The 20,591-nt window shown below is 63.3% G+C and carries 17 protein-coding genes; 11 read left to right on the top strand and 6 right to left on the bottom strand.

Annotated features, from left to right (window positions below; all coding sequences use genetic code 11):
• Positions 1 to 16: 16 nt before the first annotated feature.
• Positions 17 to 1,435 (top strand): amino acid permease, encoded by a 1,419-nt coding sequence (locus tag CAF78_RS01380; protein ID WP_177408482.1) that lies wholly within the window; start codon positions 17 to 19, stop codon positions 1,433 to 1,435.
• 169 nt (positions 1,436 to 1,604) lie between these two features.
• Here CAF78_RS01380 and CAF78_RS01375 read toward each other — a convergent pair whose 3' ends face one another.
• Positions 1,605 to 2,489, bottom strand: a complete 885-nt coding sequence (locus tag CAF78_RS01375) for a LysR substrate-binding domain-containing protein (RefSeq protein ID WP_085675838.1) — start codon at positions 2,487 to 2,489, stop codon at positions 1,605 to 1,607.
• A 152-nt stretch (positions 2,490 to 2,641) separates the two neighbouring features.
• Between CAF78_RS01375 and CAF78_RS01370 the strand changes: the two genes are divergently transcribed.
• Positions 2,642 to 5,662 carry an FAD-binding and (Fe-S)-binding domain-containing protein gene (locus CAF78_RS01370; protein ID WP_085675839.1) on the top strand — a complete coding sequence of 1,007 codons (3,021 nt, stop codon included), beginning with the start codon at positions 2,642 to 2,644 and terminating at the stop codon, positions 5,660 to 5,662.
• A gap of 136 nt (positions 5,663 to 5,798) precedes the next feature.
• On the opposite strand, the gene CAF78_RS01365 is transcribed toward CAF78_RS01370, so the two are convergent.
• The 4 genes from CAF78_RS01365 to phhA all read right to left on the bottom strand — a co-directional run bounded on the left by CAF78_RS01365 (position 5,799) and on the right by phhA (position 8,603).
• A complete protein-coding gene (locus CAF78_RS01365) occupies positions 5,799 to 6,992 on the bottom strand; it encodes an MFS transporter (RefSeq protein WP_085675840.1) in 1,194 nt (397 codons plus the stop codon).
• A gap of 98 nt (positions 6,993 to 7,090) precedes the next feature.
• Positions 7,091 to 7,219, bottom strand: a complete 129-nt coding sequence (locus CAF78_RS28690) for a hypothetical protein (RefSeq protein WP_256208154.1) — start codon at positions 7,217 to 7,219, stop codon at positions 7,091 to 7,093.
• A gap of 200 nt (positions 7,220 to 7,419) precedes the next feature.
• Positions 7,420 to 7,776, bottom strand: coding sequence for a 4a-hydroxytetrahydrobiopterin dehydratase (locus CAF78_RS01360; RefSeq protein WP_085675841.1), 357 nt, complete (start codon positions 7,774 to 7,776; stop codon positions 7,420 to 7,422).
• A gap of 38 nt (positions 7,777 to 7,814) precedes the next feature.
• Positions 7,815 to 8,603, bottom strand: a complete 789-nt coding sequence (gene phhA / locus CAF78_RS01355) for a phenylalanine 4-monooxygenase (RefSeq protein WP_085675842.1) — start codon at positions 8,601 to 8,603, stop codon at positions 7,815 to 7,817.
• A gap of 256 nt (positions 8,604 to 8,859) precedes the next feature.
• Between phhA and CAF78_RS01345 the strand changes: the two genes are divergently transcribed.
• Positions 8,860 to 10,419 carry a sigma-54-dependent phenylalanine hydroxylase transcriptional regulator PhhR gene (locus CAF78_RS01345; RefSeq protein ID WP_027921084.1) on the top strand — a complete coding sequence of 520 codons (1,560 nt, stop codon included), beginning with the start codon at positions 8,860 to 8,862 and terminating at the stop codon, positions 10,417 to 10,419.
• A 91-nt stretch (positions 10,420 to 10,510) separates the two neighbouring features.
• Here the strand turns inward: CAF78_RS01345 and CAF78_RS01340 are convergent, their stop codons facing one another.
• Positions 10,511 to 10,765: a DUF2790 domain-containing protein gene (locus CAF78_RS01340; protein WP_085675843.1), complete on the bottom strand. Its 255-nt coding sequence runs from the start codon at positions 10,763 to 10,765 to the stop codon at positions 10,511 to 10,513.
• A 420-nt stretch (positions 10,766 to 11,185) separates the two neighbouring features.
• On the opposite strand from CAF78_RS01340, the gene acs reads away from it, so the two are divergent.
• The 8 genes from acs (at position 11,186) to aruF (ending at position 20,562) form a co-directional block, all read left to right on the top strand.
• Positions 11,186 to 13,147 (top strand): acetate--CoA ligase, encoded by a 1,962-nt coding sequence (gene acs / locus CAF78_RS01335; RefSeq protein WP_085675844.1) that lies wholly within the window; start codon positions 11,186 to 11,188, stop codon positions 13,145 to 13,147.
• Positions 13,148 to 13,712: 565 nt separating this feature from the next.
• Positions 13,713 to 14,498 (top strand): ABC transporter substrate-binding protein, encoded by a 786-nt coding sequence (locus tag CAF78_RS01330; protein WP_085675845.1) that lies wholly within the window; start codon positions 13,713 to 13,715, stop codon positions 14,496 to 14,498.
• 91 nt (positions 14,499 to 14,589) lie between these two features.
• On the top strand, positions 14,590 to 15,279 hold the full coding sequence (locus CAF78_RS01325; protein ID WP_085675846.1) for an ABC transporter permease: 690 nt from the start codon (positions 14,590 to 14,592) through the stop codon (positions 15,277 to 15,279).
• Positions 15,276 to 15,974 (top strand): ABC transporter permease, encoded by a 699-nt coding sequence (locus CAF78_RS01320; protein ID WP_085675847.1) that lies wholly within the window; start codon positions 15,276 to 15,278, stop codon positions 15,972 to 15,974. Before CAF78_RS01325 ends, CAF78_RS01320 begins: the two co-directional genes overlap by 4 nt.
• A 22-nt stretch (positions 15,975 to 15,996) precedes the next feature.
• On the top strand, positions 15,997 to 16,761 hold the full coding sequence (aotP, locus tag CAF78_RS01315) for an arginine/ornithine transport ATP-binding protein AotP (RefSeq protein WP_085675848.1): 765 nt from the start codon (positions 15,997 to 15,999) through the stop codon (positions 16,759 to 16,761).
• 101 nt (positions 16,762 to 16,862) lie between these two features.
• Positions 16,863 to 17,843 (top strand): transcriptional regulator ArgR, encoded by a 981-nt coding sequence (argR, locus tag CAF78_RS01310; RefSeq protein ID WP_085675849.1) that lies wholly within the window; start codon positions 16,863 to 16,865, stop codon positions 17,841 to 17,843.
• Positions 17,844 to 18,184: 341 nt separating this feature from the next.
• Positions 18,185 to 19,405, top strand: coding sequence for an aspartate aminotransferase family protein (locus CAF78_RS01305; RefSeq protein WP_085675850.1), 1,221 nt, complete (start codon positions 18,185 to 18,187; stop codon positions 19,403 to 19,405).
• Between the two features lie 137 nt (positions 19,406 to 19,542).
• Positions 19,543 to 20,562 carry an arginine/ornithine succinyltransferase subunit alpha gene (gene aruF / locus CAF78_RS01300; protein WP_085675851.1) on the top strand — a complete coding sequence of 340 codons (1,020 nt, stop codon included), beginning with the start codon at positions 19,543 to 19,545 and terminating at the stop codon, positions 20,560 to 20,562.
• Positions 20,563 to 20,591: the final 29 nt, after the last annotated feature.

Genomic DNA, 20,591 nt, shown 5'->3' with positions numbered 1-20,591 from the left:
GCAGGTGACTTCGTTCATGAGTGAACAAAACATGCATTCAGGCGAGCTCAAGCGGGGCCTGAAGAACCGCCACATCCAGTTGATCGCCCTCGGCGGCGCGATTGGTACCGGTTTGTTCCTTGGCTCGGCAGGCGTGATGAAATCCGCCGGCCCGTCGATGATCCTCGGTTACGCCATCTGCGGCTTCATCGCCTTCATGATCATGCGCCAGCTCGGCGAGATGATCGTCGAAGAGCCGGTGGCCGGCTCGTTCAGCCACTTTGCACACACCTACTGGGGCGGCTTCGCCGGCTTCCTGTCGGGCTGGAACTGCTGGGTGCTGTACATTCTGGTGGGCATGTCGGAACTGTCGGCGGTGGGCAAGTACGTGCACTACTGGTGGCCGGAGATCCCGACCTGGGTCACGGCGGCAGCGTTCTTCGTGCTGATCAACGCCATCAACCTGATGAACGTGAAGTTCTTCGGTGAGGCCGAATTCTGGTTCGCCATCATCAAGGTCGTGGCCATCGTCAGCATGATCGGCCTGGGCGCCTACCTGCTGACCAGCGGCAACGGCGGCCCGGACGCTTCGGTGAGCAACCTGTGGAGCCACGGCGGCTTCTTCCCGCATGGGGTCAGCGGCCTGGTGATGGCCCTGGCGTTCATCATGTTCTCGTTCGGTGGCCTGGAAATGCTCGGCTTCACCGCCGCCGAGGCCGACAAGCCGAAGACCGTGATCCCGAAGGCGATCAACCAGGTCATCTACCGCATCCTGATCTTCTATGTCGGTGCCTTGGTCGTGCTGTTGTCGCTGACCCCATGGGACAACCTGGTCGCCAGCATCGACGCCTCCGGCGGCAGCTACGGCAGCAGCCCGTTCGTCCAGGTGTTCTCGCTGCTGGGCAGCGACGTGGCGGCCAACCTGCTGAACTTCGTGGTCCTGACCGCAGCGCTGTCGGTGTACAACAGCGGCACCTACTGCAATGCGCGCATGCTGTTGGGCATGGCCGAGCAGGGTGATGCCCCGGCTTCGCTGGCCAAGGTCGACAAGCGTGGCGTGCCGGTGCGCTCGATCCTGGTGTCGGCGGCGGTGACCCTGATTGCCGTGCTGCTCAACTACCTGATGCCGCAGAATGCGCTGGAGCTGTTGATGTCGCTGGTGGTCGCGACCCTGGTGATCAACTGGGCGATGATCAGCTACTCGCACCTGAAGTTCCGCCAGCACCTTGACCGCGTTGGCCAGAAGCCACTGTTCAAGGCGCTGTGGTACCCCTACGGCAACTACCTGGTGCTGGCCTTCGTGGTGCTGATCCTCGGCATCATGCTGATGATTCCGGGCATCCAGGTCTCGGTGTATGCGATCCCGGTATGGCTGGCAGCGATGCTGATCGCCTACCTGCTCAAGGGCAAGCGCCGGCCACTGGCCAATGGCACTGCCGGTACTGTGGCCAAGTAAGCCTCTGGTTGATTGAAGAAACCCGATGTCAGGTGACTGGCATCGGGTTTTTTGTTGTCTGTTCGGGCCTGTTCGCGGGCTTGCCCGCTCCCACAGGTACAGCGCTGACCTCAGGTCCGGCGATATCCCTGTGGGAGCGGGCAAGCCCGCGAACAGGCCCGAACAGGCGTCAGATCTGTTCCAGCAACCAGCTGCGAAATGCCCTGAGGGAAGGCAAGGCCTCGTTGCGCGGCGGATAGATCAGGTAATAACTGCGCTGGCTGGCAAACGGCGCCCCGGGGCTGAACAGCTCACCCTTGGCCAGCTCTTCCTCCACCAGAATCCTCGGTACCAGGCCGATGCCGATCCCGGCCCGCACTGCCTGAATCAGGTGTGAGGTCAGTTCGAAGCTAGGCCCCAGGCGCATCGCCCGGTGCGGCAGGCCGTGGTGGGAAAACCACTCGCCCCAGGCATGCGGGTTGTTGGCCACGTTCAACAGGACCTCTTCACTGACCCGCGAAGGGCCCCAGCCCAGGCCATCGCCACCCGCCTCGGGCGGCAGGATCACCACCAGTTCCTCGGCATGCAGCCGGTGGCAGATCAAGCCTGGCAGGTCATGGCTGGCGACGCCGATGGCGGCGTCGATCTCGCTGGTGTCGAAATTGATCGCTTCGATGCGTGAATGAATGTGCACCAGCATGCCCGGGTGGGCGCTGTAGAACGCATGCAGGCGCGGCAGCAGCCACTTCGAGCCGAAGGTGGGCAGGGTCGCCAGGCGCAGGGTGCCGACGCCGGACTGGTAGGCCAGCGCCTGCAGAGTGGCGCTGCGGATGCGCCCCAATGCTTCGCTCAGCTCGCGCTGGTACAGCCGGCCGACGTCGGTCAGTTGGACCTGGCGGCCTTCGCGGCGGAACAGGGTCAGGCCCAGTTGCTGCTCCAGCGCCTGTACCTGACGGCTGACCGCGCTCTGGGTCAGCGACAGTTCGGCAGCGGCGCGGGTGTAGCTTTCATGCCGGGCGGCGGCCTCGAAAGCCAGCAGCAGCGACATGGACGGTGTCAGGTGGCGGTAATTCATTCATAAAAGTCATTGATAGCGGCAGGATTATCCGTTTGCCCCTGAAGCGAAACTACAGGAACATTGGCCTATACGTCATCCCTGCATCAAACCATGCATGCCGGAACGACAGGATTCCCGTGAATTAGCCCATATCAAGAGGCCATCCTTCGATGATCGCCCAGCTGTCGACCCTTGCGCCGAGCGCCAACTACCCCGAATTCCTCGAAGCCCTGCGCAACAGCGGCTTCCGTGGCCAGATCAGCGCCGACTACGGCACCCGTACGGTGCTGGCCACCGACAACTCGATCTACCAGCGCCTGCCCCAGGCGGCAGTATTCCCGCTGGACGCCGACGACGTGGCGCGGGTCGCCACGCTGATGGGCGAGCCACGCTTCAAGGCGGTCAAGCTGACCCCGCGTGGTGGCGGCACCGGCACCAATGGCCAGTCGTTGACCGACGGCATCGTCGTCGACCTGTCGCGGCACATGAACCAGATCCTCGAAATCAATGTCGAGGAGCGCTGGGTGCGGGTCCAGGCCGGTACCGTCAAGGACCAGCTCAACGCCGCGCTCAAGCCCCACGGGCTGTTCTTCGCCCCTGAGCTGTCCACCTCCAACCGCGCCACCGTCGGCGGCATGATCAACACCGACGCCAGCGGCCAGGGCAGCTGCACCTACGGCAAGACCCGCGACCACGTGCTCGAGTTGCACAGTGTGCTGCTTGGCGGCGAGCGCTTGCACAGCCTGCCGATCGACGACGCCGCGCTGGAACAGGCCTGCGCCGCACCTGGCCGGGTTGGCGAGGTGTACCGCATGGCCCGGGAGATCCAGGAAACCCAGGCCGAGCTGATCGAGACCACCTTCCCCAAGCTCAACCGCTGCCTGACCGGCTACGACCTGGCGCACCTGCGCGACGAGCAGGGCCGCTTCAACCTCAACAGCGTGCTGTGCGGCGCCGAGGGGTCGCTGGGCTATGTGGTCGAAGCCAAGCTCAATGTGCTGCCGATCCCGAAATACGCCGTGCTGGTCAACGTGCGTTACAGCAGCTTCATGGACGCCCTGCGCGACGCCAACGCACTGATGGCGCTCAAGCCGCTGTCGATCGAGACGGTCGACTCCAAGGTGCTGATGCTAGCGATGAAGGACATCGTCTGGCACAGCGTTGCCGAGTACTTCCCGGCCGACCCCGAGCGCCCGACCCTGGGCATCAACCTGGTGGAGTTCTGCGGCGACGAGCCGGCCGAGGTCAACGCCCGGGTCCAGGCATTCATCGACCACCTGCAAAGTGACACCAGCGTCGAGCGCCTGGGCCACACCCTGGCCGAGGGCGCCGAGGCAGTGACCCGCGTCTACACCATGCGCAAGCGCTCAGTGGGCCTGCTTGGCAACGTCGAGGGCGAGGTGCGCCCGCAGCCGTTCGTCGAGGACACGGCCGTGCCACCGGAGCAACTGGCCGACTACATCGCCGACTTCCGCGCGCTGCTCGACGGCTACGGCCTGGCCTACGGCATGTTCGGCCACGTCGATGCCGGCGTGCTGCACGTGCGCCCGGCGCTGGACATGAAAGACCCGGCCCAGGCCGCGCTGGTCAAGCCGATTTCCGACGCCGTCGCCGCGCTGACCAAGCGCTACGGCGGCCTGCTGTGGGGCGAGCACGGCAAGGGCCTGCGTTCGGAATACGTGCCGGAGTACTTCGGTGCGCTGTACCCGGCGCTGCAGCGCCTGAAAGGCGCCTTCGACCCGCACAACCAGCTCAACCCGGGCAAGATCTGCACCCCACCGGACAGCGCCGAAGGCCTGACCCCGGTGGATGGCGTGACCCTGCGCGGCGACCTCGACCGCACCATCGACGAGCGCGTGTGGCAGGACTTCCCCAGCGCCGTGCACTGCAACGGCAACGGCGCCTGCTACAACTACGACCCCAACGACGCCATGTGCCCGTCGTGGAAGGCCACCCGCGAGCGCCAGCATTCGCCCAAGGGCCGTGCCTCGCTGATGCGCGAATGGCTGCGCCTGCAGGGCGAGGCCAACATCGATGTGCTGGCGGCGGCGCGCAACAAGGTGTCGTGGCTCAAGGGCCTGCCGGCGCGGCTGCGCAACAACCGTGCACGCAACCAGGGCCAGGAAGACTTCTCCCACGAGGTGTACGACGCGATGGCCGGCTGCCTGGCATGCAAGTCGTGCGCAGGGCAGTGCCCGATCAAGGTCAACGTGCCGGACTTCCGCTCGCGCTTCCTCGAGCTGTACCACGGCCGCTACCAACGCCCGCTGCGTGACTACCTGATCGGCTCGCTGGAATTCACCATCCCGTACCTGGCCCATGCACCTGGCCTGTACAACGCGGTGATGGGCTCTAAGTGGGTCAGCAAGCTGCTGGCGGACAAGGTCGGCATGGTCGACAGCCCGCTGATCAGCCGCTTCAACTTCCAGTCGACCCTGACCCGTTGCCGCGTCGGCGTGGCCAGCGTACCGGCCCTGCGCGAGCTGACTCCAGCCCAGCGCGAGCGCAGCATCGTACTGGTGCAGGATGCCTTCACCCGCTATTTCGAAACGCCGCTGCTGGCTGCGTTCATCGAACTGGCCCATCGCCTCGGCCACCGGGTGTTCCTGGCGCCGTATAGCGCCAACGGCAAGCCGCTGCACGTGCAGGGCTTCCTCGGTGCCTTCGCCAAGGCGGCGATCCGCAATGCGACCCAGCTCAAGGCCCTGGCTGACTGCGGCGTGCCGCTGGTGGGCCTGGACCCGGCGATGACCCTGGTCTATCGCCAGGAGTACCAGAAGGTGCCGGGCCTGGATGCATGCCCGAACGTCCTGCTGCCACAGGAGTGGCTGATGGATGTGCTGCCGGAGCAGGCGCCTGCTGCGCCGGGCAACTTCCGCCTGATGGCGCACTGCACCGAGAAGACCAACGTGCCAGCCAGCACCAGGCAGTGGGAGCAGGTGTTTGCCCGCCTGGGGCTGAAACTGGTGACCGAGGCGACCGGCTGCTGCGGCATGTCCGGTACCTACGGGCACGAGGCGCGCAACCAGGAGACTTCGCGGACCATCTTCGAGCAGTCGTGGGCGACCAAGCTGGACAAGCAAGGTGAGGCACTGGCGACCGGCTACTCGTGCCGCAGCCAGGTCAAGCGCATGACCGAGCGGCAGATGCGCCACCCTCTGGAAGTTGTGTTGCAGTACGCCAAGCGCTGACCCGCAAGGCCCTGTGGGCTGCTTCGCAGCCCATTCGCGGGCAAGCCCGCTCCCACAGGGGGACCACTGGGCCTGAGGTCAGTGCTCAACCTGTGGGAGCGGGCTTGCCCGCGAAGAGGCCGGTGCAGGCGACCCGTTATTCAGGACTTTTGCGCAGGCTGCGGGCCTGCTTGTACAGATACAGGCTCAACACCAGCCCACAACACGCCGCCGCCGCCGCAAACAGAAACATCGAAGCAAACCCGAACCCCGATGCCACCGCACCCACCAGCGGCCCGGTAATCCCCAGCGACAAGTCGATGAACAGCGAATACGCCCCCACCGCCGCCCCGCGGTTGGCTGCCGACACCTGGTTCACCGCTTCCACGCCCAGCGCCGGGAACACCAGCGAGAAGCCGAAACCACTCAGCGCCGCTCCCGCCAACGCCATCTCGGCATTCGGCGCCAGCCACAGCATGAGCAGCCCCAGGGTTTCCACCGACAGGCAAACGATTGCCACCCTGAACCCACCAATCCGGTTGATCAGGTTGCCGAACAGCAGCCGCGCGCAGATGAAGCTGGCGCCGAACAGGCTCAGGGTCAGTGCTGCATTGGCCCAGCCGCGGCTGGCGTAGTACAGGGTGATGAAGGTGGCGATGGTGCCAAAGCCGATCGAGCCCAGGGCCAGCCCCGAGCCATGCGGGAACACCTTGCCCAGCACCTGCATGAACGGCAGGCGCTTGCCGCTGACCACAGGCGCTGCGCGTTTCGGCCAGGCCAGCAGCAGGCCCAGCGCGCACAGCAGGATGATGCTCACGCCCATGCTCCACAGTCCCAGGCCCTTGACCATCAACACGCCCAATGGCGCACCGATGGCCAGCGCGCCATAGCTGGCGATGCCGTTCCAGGAAATGACCTTGGCCGTGTGCTCGGCACCGACTCGGCCGATGCCCCAGCCGATCGAGCCAGAACCCACCAGGCTTTCCGCGCTACCGAGCACCAGGCGGCCGACCAGCAAGCAGCCCAGGCTGGCCCAGGGCAGGTCGGTGAGGAAGGCGCAGGCCAGCATGAACACGCCGCTCAGGCCGCAGCCGGCCAGGCCGTACATGACTGCCTTCTTGCTGCCGAGGTTGTCGATGATACGGCTGGCGGTAGGGCGGCTGAGCAGGGTGGCGAGGTACTGCACGCTGATCACCAGGCCAGCGATCACGGCGCTGAAGCCGAGGTCGTTATGCACGTAGCCAGGCAACACGGCGAGGGGGATGCCGATGTTCAGGTAGCCGATGAAGGTGAAAAGGACGATGGAAACGACTTGCAGGGTGACCGCAAGAGGGCGCGGTGAGTCAGGCATGAGGGTCTTCGTGGCAGAGGTTCGTGACGGTGTGAAAACGTGATGACGGGGGTTGCCCGCAGGTCAGCCGTTTTCACACAGTCGCAGGGATGCGCGGTTTATTCCTGGTCAGCGCTGGATTGATCGTCACCATCCTGATCGACGGCAGGCGTCGGTTCGGCGTGGACGGTAACGGTTGGCTCTTCTGGGTTCAGGCTTGGGAAGGGAAGATTCGGGATTTCATGCATCTCGTCGTTCCTCGCAAGTGTGAGTGAAAAGTCTGCGCCAGGCGCGTTCGAAGCTTCGTAAAGCTGGGGCAGGATACACAAGTCTGGATGACAGTTTGTAACTTTTCCCGGTCGCTTGTCGGTTTTGCGGGCGGATACCGGACAGATTTCGCACAGAAAGCGGGCAAAAAAACAGGGCCCTGAGGCCCTGTTGGTGGTGCTTACTTACGGCCTTCAGCCGTCTCGGCGACCTTGTCGGTGCGCGCGCACATGATGAAGTCATTGCGGTGCAGGCCCTTGATGGAATGGCTCCACCAGGTCACGGTGACCTTGCCCCATTCGGTCAGCAGGCCAGGGTGGTGGCCTTCGGCTTCGGCGATCTCGCCCACGGCGTTGGTGAAGGCCAGGGCCTGCTTGAAGTTCTTGAACAGGAACACACGCTCCAGTTCCATGTGGCCGTCGCGGACTTCGATGTTCCAGTCCGGGATCTCGCGGATCAGTACCGCCAGTTCCTCGTCGGTGACCTTGGGTGCGTCAGCGCGGCAGGCTTCGCAATGGGCTTGGTTCAAGGCATTCATGGTGTGTTTTCCGCTTCGAGTTGTTATCGGCAAGGTGCTCAGGCTGCGACCTTGGGTGGAAATTTCGGTGCGTGCAGCCCCAGCTGCATGGCTTGCTGGACCATGGCCATGATGTCTTCGTGGGCCAGGTCGAACAGGCGCTTCATGTTCGGCAGCACGAAGTACAGCGGCTGCAGGATGTCGATACGGTACGGCGTGCGCATGCACTCGATCGGGTCGAAAAGCTGATGCTCAGGTTCACCTGACAGACTGTAGACGGTCTCTTTCGGCGAGGAGAGGATGCCGCCGCCATAGATCTTGCGGCCCTGGGCGGTCTCCATCAGGCCGAATTCGATGGTCATCCAGTACAGGCGCGCCAGGTACACGCGTTGTTCCTTGGTTGCGGCCAGGCCGAGCTTGCCGTAGGTGTGGGTGAATTCGGCGAAGAACGGGTTGGTCAGCAGCGGGCAGTGGCCGAAGATCTCGTGGAAGATGTCCGGTTCCTGCAGGTAGTCCAGCTCTTCCGGGGTGCGGATGAAGGTGGCGACCGGGAAGCGCTTGCTGGCCAGCAGCTCGAAGAAGGTCTGGAAGGGGATCAGCGCCGGTACCCGGGCAACCTGCCAGCCAGTGGTGGCGCCCAGCACCTTGTTGATCTCGCCCAGCTGCGGAATGCGGTCATGGGGCAGCTTGAGCTGGTCGATGCCGTCCAGGTATTCCTGGCACGCGCGGCCTTCGATGACTTTCAGCTGGCGGGTGATCAGGGTGTTCCATACCGCATGCTCTTGCTGCGGGTAATCGATAAAACCGTGCGCATCGGGCTCGCGTGCCACGTATTGCGTCTGTTTCATGTGGCTCTCCTGGTGAGGGCTTTTCTTGTTATGTCCACGACATGACTTAGGAATATCCCTTCACCGGATGATTTGCACGGGGGCAGGCCCTGGGCGCAGGTGCCCTTTGATCCGTCTTGCGTAACGATAATTTTACAAAATGGCCGGCATGCCGGAAAATCCGGCTGATCAAGCTGTCGTTTACCGGGTTTTTGTCAGCTTATCTTTACGACTTTTCCGGGTGAGGTTGAAAAACTTCGCCGCTTAGAGAACATCCATGCGTATCAAAGTGCATTGCCAGAACCGCATCGGCATCCTTCGCGACATCCTCAACCTGCTGGTGGAATACGGCATCAACGTCCTGCGTGGCGAGGTGGGAGGGGACCATGGCAACGCCATCTACCTGCACTGCCCGAACCTGATCAACCTGCAGTTCCAGGCATTGCGGCCCAAGTTCGAATCGATTGCCGGCGTATTCGGGGTCAAGCGCGTCGGCCTGATGCCCAGCGAGCGCCGCCATATGGAGCTCAACGCGCTGCTTGGCGCGCTGGATTTCCCGGTACTGTCGATCGACATGGGCGGCAGCATCGTCGCCGCCAACCGCACCGCGGCGCAGTTGCTCGGTGTGCGCGTCGACGAGGTGCCGGGCATGCCGCTGGCGCGCTATGTCGAGGATTTCGACCTGCCCGAGCTGGTGCGCGCCAACAAGTCGCGCATCAATGGCCTGCGCATCAAGGTCAAGGGGGACGTGTTCCTGGCCGATATCGCGCCGCTGCAGTCCGAGCACGATGACAGCGAGGCCCTGGCCGGTGCCGTGCTGACCCTGCACCGCGCCGACCGCATCGGTGAGCGCATCTACAACGTGCGCAAGCAGGAGCTGCGCGGTTTCGACAGCATCTTCCAGAGTTCGCGGGTGATGGCGGCGGTGGTACGTGAAGCGCGGCGCATGGCGCCGCTGGATGCGCCCTTGCTGATCGAAGGTGAGACCGGCACCGGCAAGGAGTTGCTGGCCCGCGCCTGCCACCTGGCCAGCCCGCGCGGCCAGGCGCCGTTGATGGCCCTCAACTGTGCCGGCCTGCCGGAGTCGATGGCCGAAACCGAGTTGTTCGGTTATGGCCCGGGGGCATTCGAGGGTGCGCGTGCCGAGGGCAAGCTGGGGCTGCTGGAATTGACCGCTGGCGGTACGTTGTTCCTGGACGGGGTAGGGGAGATGAGCCCGCGTCTGCAGGTGAAGCTGCTGCGCTTCTTGCAGGACGGTTGCTTCCGCCGTGTCGGTAGCGATGAAGAGGTGTACCTGGATGTGCGGGTGATCTGCGCCACCCAGGTCGACCTGTCGGAGCTGTGCGCCCGAGGCGAGTTCCGCCAGGACCTGTATCACCGGCTCAACGTGCTGTCGCTGCACATTCCGCCGCTGCGCGAATGCATGGACGGGCTGGAGGGCCTGGTGCAGCACTTCCTTGATCAGGCCAGCCGGCAGATTGGCTGCGCCATGCCACGCCTGGCACCGGCGGCCATGGACAAGCTCAGCCAGTATCACTGGCCGGGTAATGTGCGGCAGTTGGAGAACGTGTTGTTCCAGGCGGTTTCGTTATGCGAAGGCGGGGTGGTGAAAAGCGAACATATTCGCCTGCCGGACTATGGCGTGCGGCAACCGTTGGGTGAGTTTTCGCTGGACGGGGATCTTTCGCAGATTGTCGGACGATTTGAAAAGGCCGTGTTGGAAAGTCTGATGGGCGAGTTTCCAAGTAGTCGGGCTTTAGGGAAAAGGTTGGGAGTTTCGCATACTACGATTGCCAATAAGTTAAGGGATTACTCATTGGGCAAGTCCGCAGATTAAATCGAATCATCAAGTGTCTGTTCAGCTTGTGCAATACCTGTGGGAGCGGGCGAGCCCGCGAAGGGCCCCGCAGGGGCCCTCATCTCAAGGCTTAGCCGTTCGAGCAGCCGTTCCCCATCACGCGGTATTCGAGAATGTGCTTCTGGCCCTTGGAGTCCTCGTAGGTCATGCGGGCGGGCACGACTTCGCAGACGTTGGGCACTTCGCTCATGGAGATGACGCGGGCAATGTCCAGGTGCTGCGAGTAACTGTACTGTTCAACCGGAATCTGCTCGACATTGTTTGCTTCGCCGGCCATCGCCGCGCCGCAAAGACCGCCAAGTACCAATACCAGTAAAGCTTTCATTTTCATTTTACCTGTCTAAGGTCGTGAGGGGGCACGCGGCGCTTGTGGCGCCGCGAGTACTGCCAAAGTTCAACTATCGGAATGAGAGAGGGATTAACTGATTGCCTTCGTGGGGGCTGTTTCCAGTAGTTAATCGCCTTGCCGTTGCTGGCGAGGTGAATCTTATGCCTGGGCAACTAAGGGAAACAGATGGCGTTTTGATAAAGTTTTTTTGCCTTTTTCCAGAATCTGTAACAATCCCCCGTCAGGGTTGATCGCATTTTTCCCTTGCCGGGCCGGCGGCTGCGGGCTAGAGCCTTCCGCGCCGTTCACATGAAGATTTGCAAGGCGCGCTACTACCATCGTCGTATGGTTTTTCCCGCTCTGGTACAGTTACAAACGATTCCATACAAAAACAACTATTACACCGAGGTAACACAGATGAGTGCGGCTCCACTGTATCCCGTTCGTCCCGAGGTTGCGGCCACTACCCTGACCGACGAGGCCACCTACAAGGCCATGTACCAGCAATCGGTGATCAACCCGGACGGCTTCTGGCGCGAGCAGGCCCAGCGTCTGGACTGGATCAAGCCCTTCACCAAGGTCAAGCAGACCTCGTTCGACGACCACCATGTCGATATCAAGTGGTTTGCCGATGGCACTCTGAACGTATCCTCCAACTGCCTGGACCGCCACCTCGAAGAACGCGGCGACCAGCTGGCAATCATCTGGGAGGGCGACGACCCTTCCGAGCACCGCAACATCACCTACCGCGAGCTGCACGAGCAGGTCTGCAAGTTCGCCAACGCCCTGCGTGGCCAGGACGTGCACCGTGGCGATGTGGTGACCATCTACATGCCGATGATCCCCGAGGCCGTGGTGGCCATGCTGGCGTGCGCCCGTATTGGTGCCATCCACTCGGTGGTGTTCGGCGGTTTCTCGCCGGAGGCCCTGGCCGGGCGCATCATCGACTGCAAGTCCAAGGTGGTGATCACCGCTGACGAAGGTCTGCGTGGTGGCCGTCGCACGCCGCTCAAGGCCAACGTCGACCTGGCGCTGACCAACCCTGAAACCAACAGCGTGCAGAAGATCATCGTGTGCAAGCGCACCGGTGGCGAAATCGCCTGGCACCAGCACCGCGACATCTGGTTCGAAGACCTGATGAAAGTCGCCTCCAGCCACTGCGCGCCGAAGGAAATGGGCGCCGAAGAGCCGCTGTTCATCCTTTATACCTCCGGCTCCACCGGCAAGCCGAAGGGCGTGCTGCACACCACCGGGGGTTACCTGGTGTATGCCGCGCTGACCCATGAGCGCGTGTTCGACTACCGCCCGGGCGAAGTCTACTGGTGCACCGCCGACGTCGGCTGGGTCACCGGCCACAGCTACATCGTCTACGGCCCGCTGGCCAACGGCGCCACCACGCTGCTGTTCGAGGGTGTGCCGAACTACCCGGACATCACCCGCGTGTCGAAGATCGTCGACAAGCACAAGGTCAACATCCTCTACACCGCCCCGACCGCCATCCGCGCCATGATGGCCGAAGGGCAGGCTGCCGTTGCCGGCGCCGACGGCTCCAGCCTGCGCCTGCTGGGCTCGGTCGGCGAGCCGATCAACCCCGAGGCCTGGAACTGGTACTACAAGACCGTGGGCAAGGAGCGTTGCCCGATCGTCGACACCTGGTGGCAGACCGAGACCGGTGGCGTGCTGATCAGCCCGCTGCCGGGCGCCACTGCACTGAAGCCAGGCTCGGCGACCCGGCCGTTCTTCGGCGTGGTGCCGGCGCTGGTGGACAACCTGGGCAACCTGATCGAGGGCGCTGCCGAAGGCAACCTGGTGATCCTCGACTCCTGGCCGGGCCAGTCGCGTTCGCTGTACGGCGACCACGACCGCTTCGTCGACACCTACTTCAAGACCTTCCGTGGCATGTACTTCACCGGTGACGGCGCGCGTCGCGACGAGGATGGCTACTACTGGATCACCGGCCGCGTGGACGACGTGCTCAACGTGTCCGGCCACCGCATGGGTACCGCCGAGATCGAGAGCGCCATGGTTGCCCACGCCAAGGTCGCCGAGGCCGCGGTGGTCGGCGTGCCGCACGACATCAAGGGCCAGGGCATCTATGTGTATGTCACCCTCAATGCCGGCATCGAGCCGAGCGAGCAACTGCGCCTGGAGCTGAAGAACTGGGTGCGCAAGGAGATCGGCCCGATCGCGTCGCCGGACGTGATCCAGTGGGCGCCCGGGCTGCCGAAAACCCGCTCGGGCAAGATCATGCGGCGTATCCTGCGCAAGATCGCCACGGCCGAATACGATGCCCTGGGTGACATCTCGACCCTGGCCGACCCAGGCGTGGTGCAGCACCTGATCGACACCCACAAGGCGATGAGCCTGGCTACCGCCTGATAGCACCAGGGCTGCCTTGCAGCCCATTCGCGGGCAAGCCCGCTCCCACAGGTACGGCGCAGTCTTCATGATCGCGCTATACCTGTGGGAGCGGGCTTGCCCGCGAATGGGCCAAAAGGAATGTGAGGCCTTATGCTGTTACTCGACAATCATCGGTAACTCTTCTGTCACCGATTTCGCACAGGATCGGGGCGCAGGGAAACAAGTCCGATCCGTTTTGGTGCGCGTTCGTGGCCATTTTCAATCAGGTGGAACGCTGCACTTGCCGTATTGCAAGGGTTTGCCAATAATAGGCCCGGTAATTGCTTGGCTTACAGGTTATTTCTCTCGAGCTATTGCATGATTTGCAAAAGCTGTCAACATCGCCCGCCGCGATTTCAAGCGCTTCTGTAAGTAGTTGTCGCTTTGAAGAAATATCGACTACCGGGCTGTCGTTAAAATGCCACTCACTCGCTCGTGGTCTGCGACCTTGGTCGAAACCTGCGCGGCTCGCGTTGTACCCATTCGCATATCGGGCAGCTGTTACCCCCTGCCTCGTATTGCCCCGTACCGATGGAGTTACCTGATGAAGAAGCTCGCACTGCTTGGCGCCCTGGCGCTTTCCGTGTTTTCCCTGGTATCGCAGGCCGATGAAAAACCGTTGAAGATCGGCATCGAAGCCGCTTACCCACCGTTCGCCTTCAAGCAGCCGGACGGCAGCATCGCCGGTTTCGACTACGACATCGGCAACGCCCTGTGTGAAGAGATGAAGGCCAAGTGCACCTGGGTCGAGCAAGAGTTCGACGGCCTGATTCCGGCACTGAAAGTGCGCAAGATCGACGCCATCCTGTCGTCCATGTCGATCACCGAAGACCGCAAGAAGTCGGTCGACTTCACCAAGCGCTACTACCTGACCCCGGCGCGCCTGGTGATGAAGGAAGGCACCACCGTCAGCGAAGGCCTTGACGAGCTCAAGGGCAAGAAGATCGGCGTGCAGCGCGGTTCGATCCACGACCGCTTCGCCAAGGAAGTGCTGGCTCCGAAGGGCGCGACCGTCGTCCCGTACGGCACCCAGAACGAGATCTACCTCGACGTTGCCGCTGGCCGCCTGGACGGCACCGTGGCCGACGCCACCCTGCTCGAAGACGGCTTCCTGAAAACCGACGCCGGCAAAGGCTTTGCCTTCGTTGGCCCGTCGTTCACCGACGTGAAGTACTTCGGTGACGGCGTCGGCATCGCCGTGCGCAAGGGCGACGACGCCAACCGCGAGCGCATCAACAAGGCCATCGACGCCATCCGCGCCAACGGCAAGTACAAAGAAATCGAGAAGAAGTACTTCAACTTCGACATCTACGGTCCAGACTCGAACTAAGACGTCGGGTTTCACCTGTGCAATGGTGCAAACAGCAGAGGCTCTGAGGTTTGCACCATTTTTCATTCCCAAGCCCTGAGGAATCCCAATCATGTTGAAAGGCTATGGGGCAGTCATCCTCGACGGGGCGTGGCTGACGCTGCAGCTCGCCCTGTCGTCGATGGCCCTGGCCATCGTCCTCGGCCTGATCGGCGTGGCGCTGCGTTTGTCGCCGGTGCGCTGGCTGGCCTGGCTGGGGGATCTGTATTCCACGGTGATCCGTGGCATCCCCGACCTGGTCCTGATCCTGCTGATCTTCTACGGCGGCCAGGACATCATCAACCGGGTGGCGCCGCTGCTCGGCTATGACGACTACATCGACCTGAACCCGCTGATCGCCGGTATCGGCACGCTGGGCTTCATTTTCGGTGCGTACCTGTCGGAAACCTTCCGTGGTGCGTTCCTCGGTATCCCCAAGGGCCAGGCCGAAGCCGGCGTGGCCTATGGCATGAGCGCGCGCCAGGTGTTCTTCCGCATCCAGGTGCCGCAGATGATCCGCCTGGCCATCCCGGGCTTCACCAACAACTGGCTGGTGCTGACCAAGGCCACGGCGCTGATTTCGGTGGTCGGCCTGCAGGACATGATGTTCAAGGCCAAGCAGGCGGCCGACGCCACCCGCGAACCTTTCACCTTCTTCCTGGCCGTGGCCGCGCTGTACCTGGTGATCACCAGTATTTCGCTGCTGGCGCTGAAGTATCTGGAGCGCCGCTACTCGGTAGGCGTCAAGGTGGCTGAACTATGATTTTCGACTACAACGTGGTCTGGGAAGCCATGCCGCTGTACCTCGGCGGCCTGCTGACCACCCTCAAGCTGCTGGCGCTGTCGCTGCTGTTCGGCCTGCTGGCGGCCATTCCGCTGGGCTTGATGCGGGTGTCCAAGCAGCCGCTGGTGAACATGAGCGCCTGGTTGTACACCTACGTCATCCGTGGCACGCCGATGCTGGTGCAGCTGTTCCTGATCTACTACGGCCTGGCCCAGTTCGAGGCGGTGCGCGAGAGCATCTTCTGGCCGTGGCTTTCCAGCGCGACCTTCTGCGCCTGCCTGGCCTTCGCCATCAACACCAGCGCCTACACCGCGGAAATCATCGCCGGCAGCCTCAAGGCCACGCCCCATGGCGAGATCGAGGCGGCCAAGGCCATGGGCATGTCGCGCATGAAGATGTACCGCCGCATCCTGCTGCCGTCGGCCCTGCGCCGCGCGCTGCCGCAGTACAGCAACGAAGTGATCATGATGCTGCAGACCACCAGCCTGGCGTCGATCGTCACCCTGATCGACATCACCGGTGCGGCACGCACGGTCAATGCCCAGTACTACCTGCCTTTCGAGGCCTACATCACGGCGGGCGTGTTCTACCTGTGCCTGACCTTCATCCTCGTGCGCCTGTTCAAGATGGCCGAACGCCGCTGGCTCGGCTACCTGGCGCCGCGCAAGCACTGAACGCTCTGTGAGAACCGACAGCATGTACAAACTCGAAGTCCAAGACCTGCACAAGCGCTATGGCAGCCATGAAGTGCTCAAGGGCGTGTCCCTGGCGGCCAAGGCAGGCGACGTGATCAGCATCATCGGCTCCAGCGGTTCGGGCAAGTCGACCTTCCTGCGCTGCATCAACCTGCTCGAGCAGCCCCATGCGGGCAAGATCCTGCTCAACAATGAGGAGCTCAAGCTGGTGCCCGGCAAGGACGGCGCGCTCAAGGCCTCCGACCCACGTCAGCTGCAGCGCATGCGCTCGCGCCTGTCGATGGTGTTTCAGCATTTCAACCTGTGGTCGCACATGACCGCGCTGGAGAACATCATCGAAGCCCCGGTGCACGTGCTCGGGGTGAGCAAGAAGGAAGCCCTGGAGAAGGCCGAGCACTACCTGGCCAAGGTGGGTGTGGCACACCGCAAGGACGCCTTCCCCGGCCATATGTCCGGTGGTGAGCAGCAGCGTGTGGCGATTGCCCGGGCCCTGGCCATGGAGCCAGAGGTCATGCTGTTCGACGAGCCGACCTCGGCGCTCGACCCCGAGCTGGTGGGCGATGTGCTCAAGGTGATGCAGGCCCTGGCCCAGGAAGGCCGCACCATGGTGGTGGTGACCCACGAGATGGGCTTTGCCCGTGAAGTGTCGAACCAGCTGGTGTTCCTGCACAAAGGCCTGGTCGAAGAAACCGGTTGCCCGCGTGAAGTGCTGGCCAACCCGCAATCGGAGCGGCTCAAGCAGTTCCTCTCCGGCAGCTTGAAGTAAAAGGCTGCATCTTTGCACCAGAATAGGGCATGCTGCGCAGCGAGCGCAGCCTGCCCTGGCGCCACAGACTCGAACGATCCCAAGGTTTCGGACCGCACCCTATGACCACCCAGCGAATCGGTTTTCTCATCTGGCCTAGCACCAAGCCTTTGACCCTGGCGCTGGCGGAGGAAGTGTTGCAGGTGGCCCAGCGGGTGCATCCGGAGGTGGTCTACGAGATCGTCTTCCTCCAGGCGGAGCCCGCCGAGGAGGGCGCCTGGCGCTTGCCGGGCGAGCCGTGGAATGGGCGACTGGAAGGCTGCCACAAGCTGTTTCTGTTGGCCGACGATCTGCCCCAGGCGGTGGGCTCGGCGCTGTCGGCGGCGCTCAAGCAACTGGCGCGCAGTGGCTGCATGATCGGTGGCCTGTCCGCCGGGGTATACCCACTGGCCATGCTCGGTCTGCTCGATGGCTACCGTGCGGCGGTGCACTGGCGCTGGCAGGACGACTTTGCCGAGCGCTTTCCCAAGGTGATTGCCACCAGCCACTTGTTCGACTGGGACCGTGATCGCCTGACCGCCTGTGGTGGCATGGCCGTGACCGACCTGCTGCTGGCGGTGCTGGCCCGCGATCACGGGGCCGAGCTTGCCGGGGCGGTGTCCGAGGAGCTGGTGGTCGAGCGCATTCGCGAAGGTGGCGAGCGCCAGCGCATTCCGCTGCAGAACCGCCTTGGCTCGAGCCATCCGAAGCTGACCCAGGCGGTGCTGTTGATGGAAGCCAACATCGAAGAGCCGCTGACCACTGATGAAATTGCCCAGCATGTGTGCGTGTCGCGCCGGCAGCTGGAGCGGATCTTCAAGCAGTACCTGAACCGCGTGCCGAGCCAGTATTACCTGGAGCTGCGATTGAACAAAGCGCGGCAGATGCTGATGCAGACCAGCAAGTCGATCATCCAGATCGGGCTGTCCTGTGGCTTTTCCTCGGGGCCGCATTTTTCCAGTGCCTATCGCAACTTCTTCGGCGCCACGCCGCGGGAAGACCGCAACCAGCGGCGCAGCAGCAGCCCCTTCGAGCTGAGCTCGGCGCCTGCCGAAAAGGGCTGATTCTTCTATCTCCTGTTCCGGCCCTTTCGCGGGCATGCCCGCTCCCACAGGACAGCATAAGCTTCAAGCCCTGCACGAAGCCTGTGGGAGCGGGCGCGCCCGCGAAGAGGCCGGTACAGGCAGCCACTGTTGTTAATGTGCACACCCGTTCACCCAGCCCCCTCTCTCCCGTACACTGCGCGATTGCGACAGTGTTTGTCGCATTGCCGAAAGCCTGGGTAAAACTGGGTTTTGCGCTGTAACAAGTTGTCGCTTGGCCGCAAGGACAGGCGCGGATCAGTCCTTACAATCCCCCCATCGCTCGCCACTTCCAGGCCAGCGTTCCTCTTCAGGAGACTCAGATGTCCGTTGAGCAAGCCCCGGTGCAACGTGCCGATTTCGACCAGGTCATGGTCCCCAACTATTCTCCGGCGGCCTTCATTCCTGTGCGAGGCGAGGGTTCCCGTGTCAGGGACCAGTCGGGCCGCGAACTCATCGACTTTGCCGGCGGCATCGCGGTGAACGCCCTGGGCCACTGCCACCCGGCACTGGTCAAGGCCCTGACCGAACAGGCCAACACCCTCTGGCACGTCTCCAACGTCTTCACCAACGAACCGGCCCTGCGCCTGGCGCACAAGCTGGTCGACGCCACCTTTGCCGACCGTGCGTTCTTCTGCAACTCCGGCGCCGAGTCCAACGAGGCCGCCTTCAAGCTGGCCCGTCGCGTCGCCCACGACCGCTTCGGCCCTGAGAAGCACGAGATCATCGCCACCGTGAACAGCTTCCACGGTCGCACCCTGTTCACCGTCAGCGTCGGTGGCCAGCCGAAGTACTCCGACGGCTTCGGCCCGAAGATCACCGGCATCAGCCACGTGCCTTACAACGACCTGGAAGCGCTGAAGGCACAGATTTCCGATAAGACCTGCGCCGTGGTGATCGAACCGATCCAGGGCGAGAGCGGTGTGGTGCCGGCCGACAAGGCTTACCTGGAAGGCGCGCGCAAGCTGTGCGACGAGCACAACGCCCTGCTGATCTTCGACGAAGTGCAGACCGGCGTCGGCCGCACCGGCTCGCTGTATGCGTACCAGCACTACGGTGTGACCCCGGACATCCTGACCAGCGCCAAAAGCCTGGGCGGCGGCTTCCCGATCGGCGCCATGCTGACCACCACCGACATCGCCAAGCACCTGGCCGTCGGCACCCACGGCACCACCTACGGCGGCAACCCACTGGGCTGCGCCGTCGCCTGCGCCGTGCTGGACGTGGTCAACACCCCAGAGACCCTCGCTGGCATCAAGGCCAAGCACGAGCGCTTCAAGTCCCGCCTGGAAAAGATCGGCCAGCAGTACGGCCTGTTCAGCCAGGTGCGCGGCGTCGGCCTGCTGATCGGCTGCGTGCTGACCGAAGCCTGGCAGGGCAAGGCCAAGGACGTGCTCAACGCGGCTGAAAAACAAGGCGTGATGGTGCTGCAGGCCGGCCCGGATGTGGTCCGCTTCGCCCCAAGCCTGGTGGTCGAAGATGCCGACATCGACGAAGGCCTGGACCGCTTCGAGCGCGCTGTGGCGCAACTGACCAAGGGCTGATCCGCCTGCGGTCCGTTCACCGGCCCGGGCTTTTCAAGGCGCCGCGCCGGTGAACTCCGAATTCCAGTGCGGGTGCTGAGGCACCCGCCGTTTTTCCGTGCCGTCGTGAACGGCCCGTTTTCCAAAGGAGTGACACCATGCTGGTGATGCGCCCCGCGCAAATGGCTGATCTGAACGAAGTGCAGCGCATGGCTGCCGACAGCCCCGTTGGTGTCACCTCGCTGCCGGACGATGCCGCCCGCCTGGGCGACAAGATTGCCGCCTCGGAAACCTCCTTCGCCGCTGAAGTCAGTTTCAACGGCGAAGAGAGCTACTTCTTCGTGCTCGAAGACAGCGACACCGGCAAGCTCGCCGGCTGCTCGGCCATCGTCGCCTCGGCCGGCTACTCCGAGCCGTTCTACAGCTTCCGCAACGAGACCTTCGTGCACGCCTCGCGCGAGCTGAAGATCCACAACAAGATCCATGTCCTGTCGCTGTGCCACGACTTGACCGGCAACAGCCTGCTGACCAGCTTCTATGTGCTGCCCGAACTGGTGAACAGTGGCTGGGCGGAGCTCAACTCCCGTGGCCGTCTGCTGTTCATGGCCTCGCACCCGGAGCGCTTCGCCGATTCGGTGGTCACCGAAATCGTCGGCTACAGCGACGAGCAGGGCGAATCGCCGTTCTGGGATTCGATCGGCCGCAATTTCTTCGACCTCAACTACGCCGACGCCGAGCGCCTGTGCGGCCTGAAAAGCCGTACCTTCCTGGCCGAGCTGATGCCCCATTACCCCATCTACGTGCCGCTGCTGCCTGATGAGGCCCAGGAGGCCATGGGCCAGGTGCACCCGCGGGCGCAAATTACCTTCGACATCCTCATGCGCGAAGGCTTCGAGACCGAGCACTACATCGACATCTTCGACGGCGGGCCGACCCTGCATGCGCGTGCCTCGGGCATTCGCTCGATCGCGCAGAGCCGCGTGGTGCCCGTGAAGGTGGACGATGCCCCGGTCAAGGGTGGGCGCCCCTACCTGGTGTGCAATGGCCAGTTGCAGGATTACCGCGCAGTGCTGCTGGACCTGGACTGGGTGCCAGGCAAGCCGGTCAGCTTGAGCAGTGAAGCGGCCGACGCCCTGGGCGTCGGTGAAGGCGCCAGCGTGCGGTTGGTCGCGGCCTGAGCCAAGGCCGGGCTGCAACAGTGAGTTTC

The sequence above is a fragment of the Pseudomonas sp. R28(2017) genome, assembly GCF_002112505.1.
GTDB lineage: Bacteria > Pseudomonadota > Gammaproteobacteria > Pseudomonadales > Pseudomonadaceae > Aquipseudomonas.
Note: the sequence above shows the minus strand (reverse complement) of the source record. Positions and strands in the feature narration are given on the sequence as shown.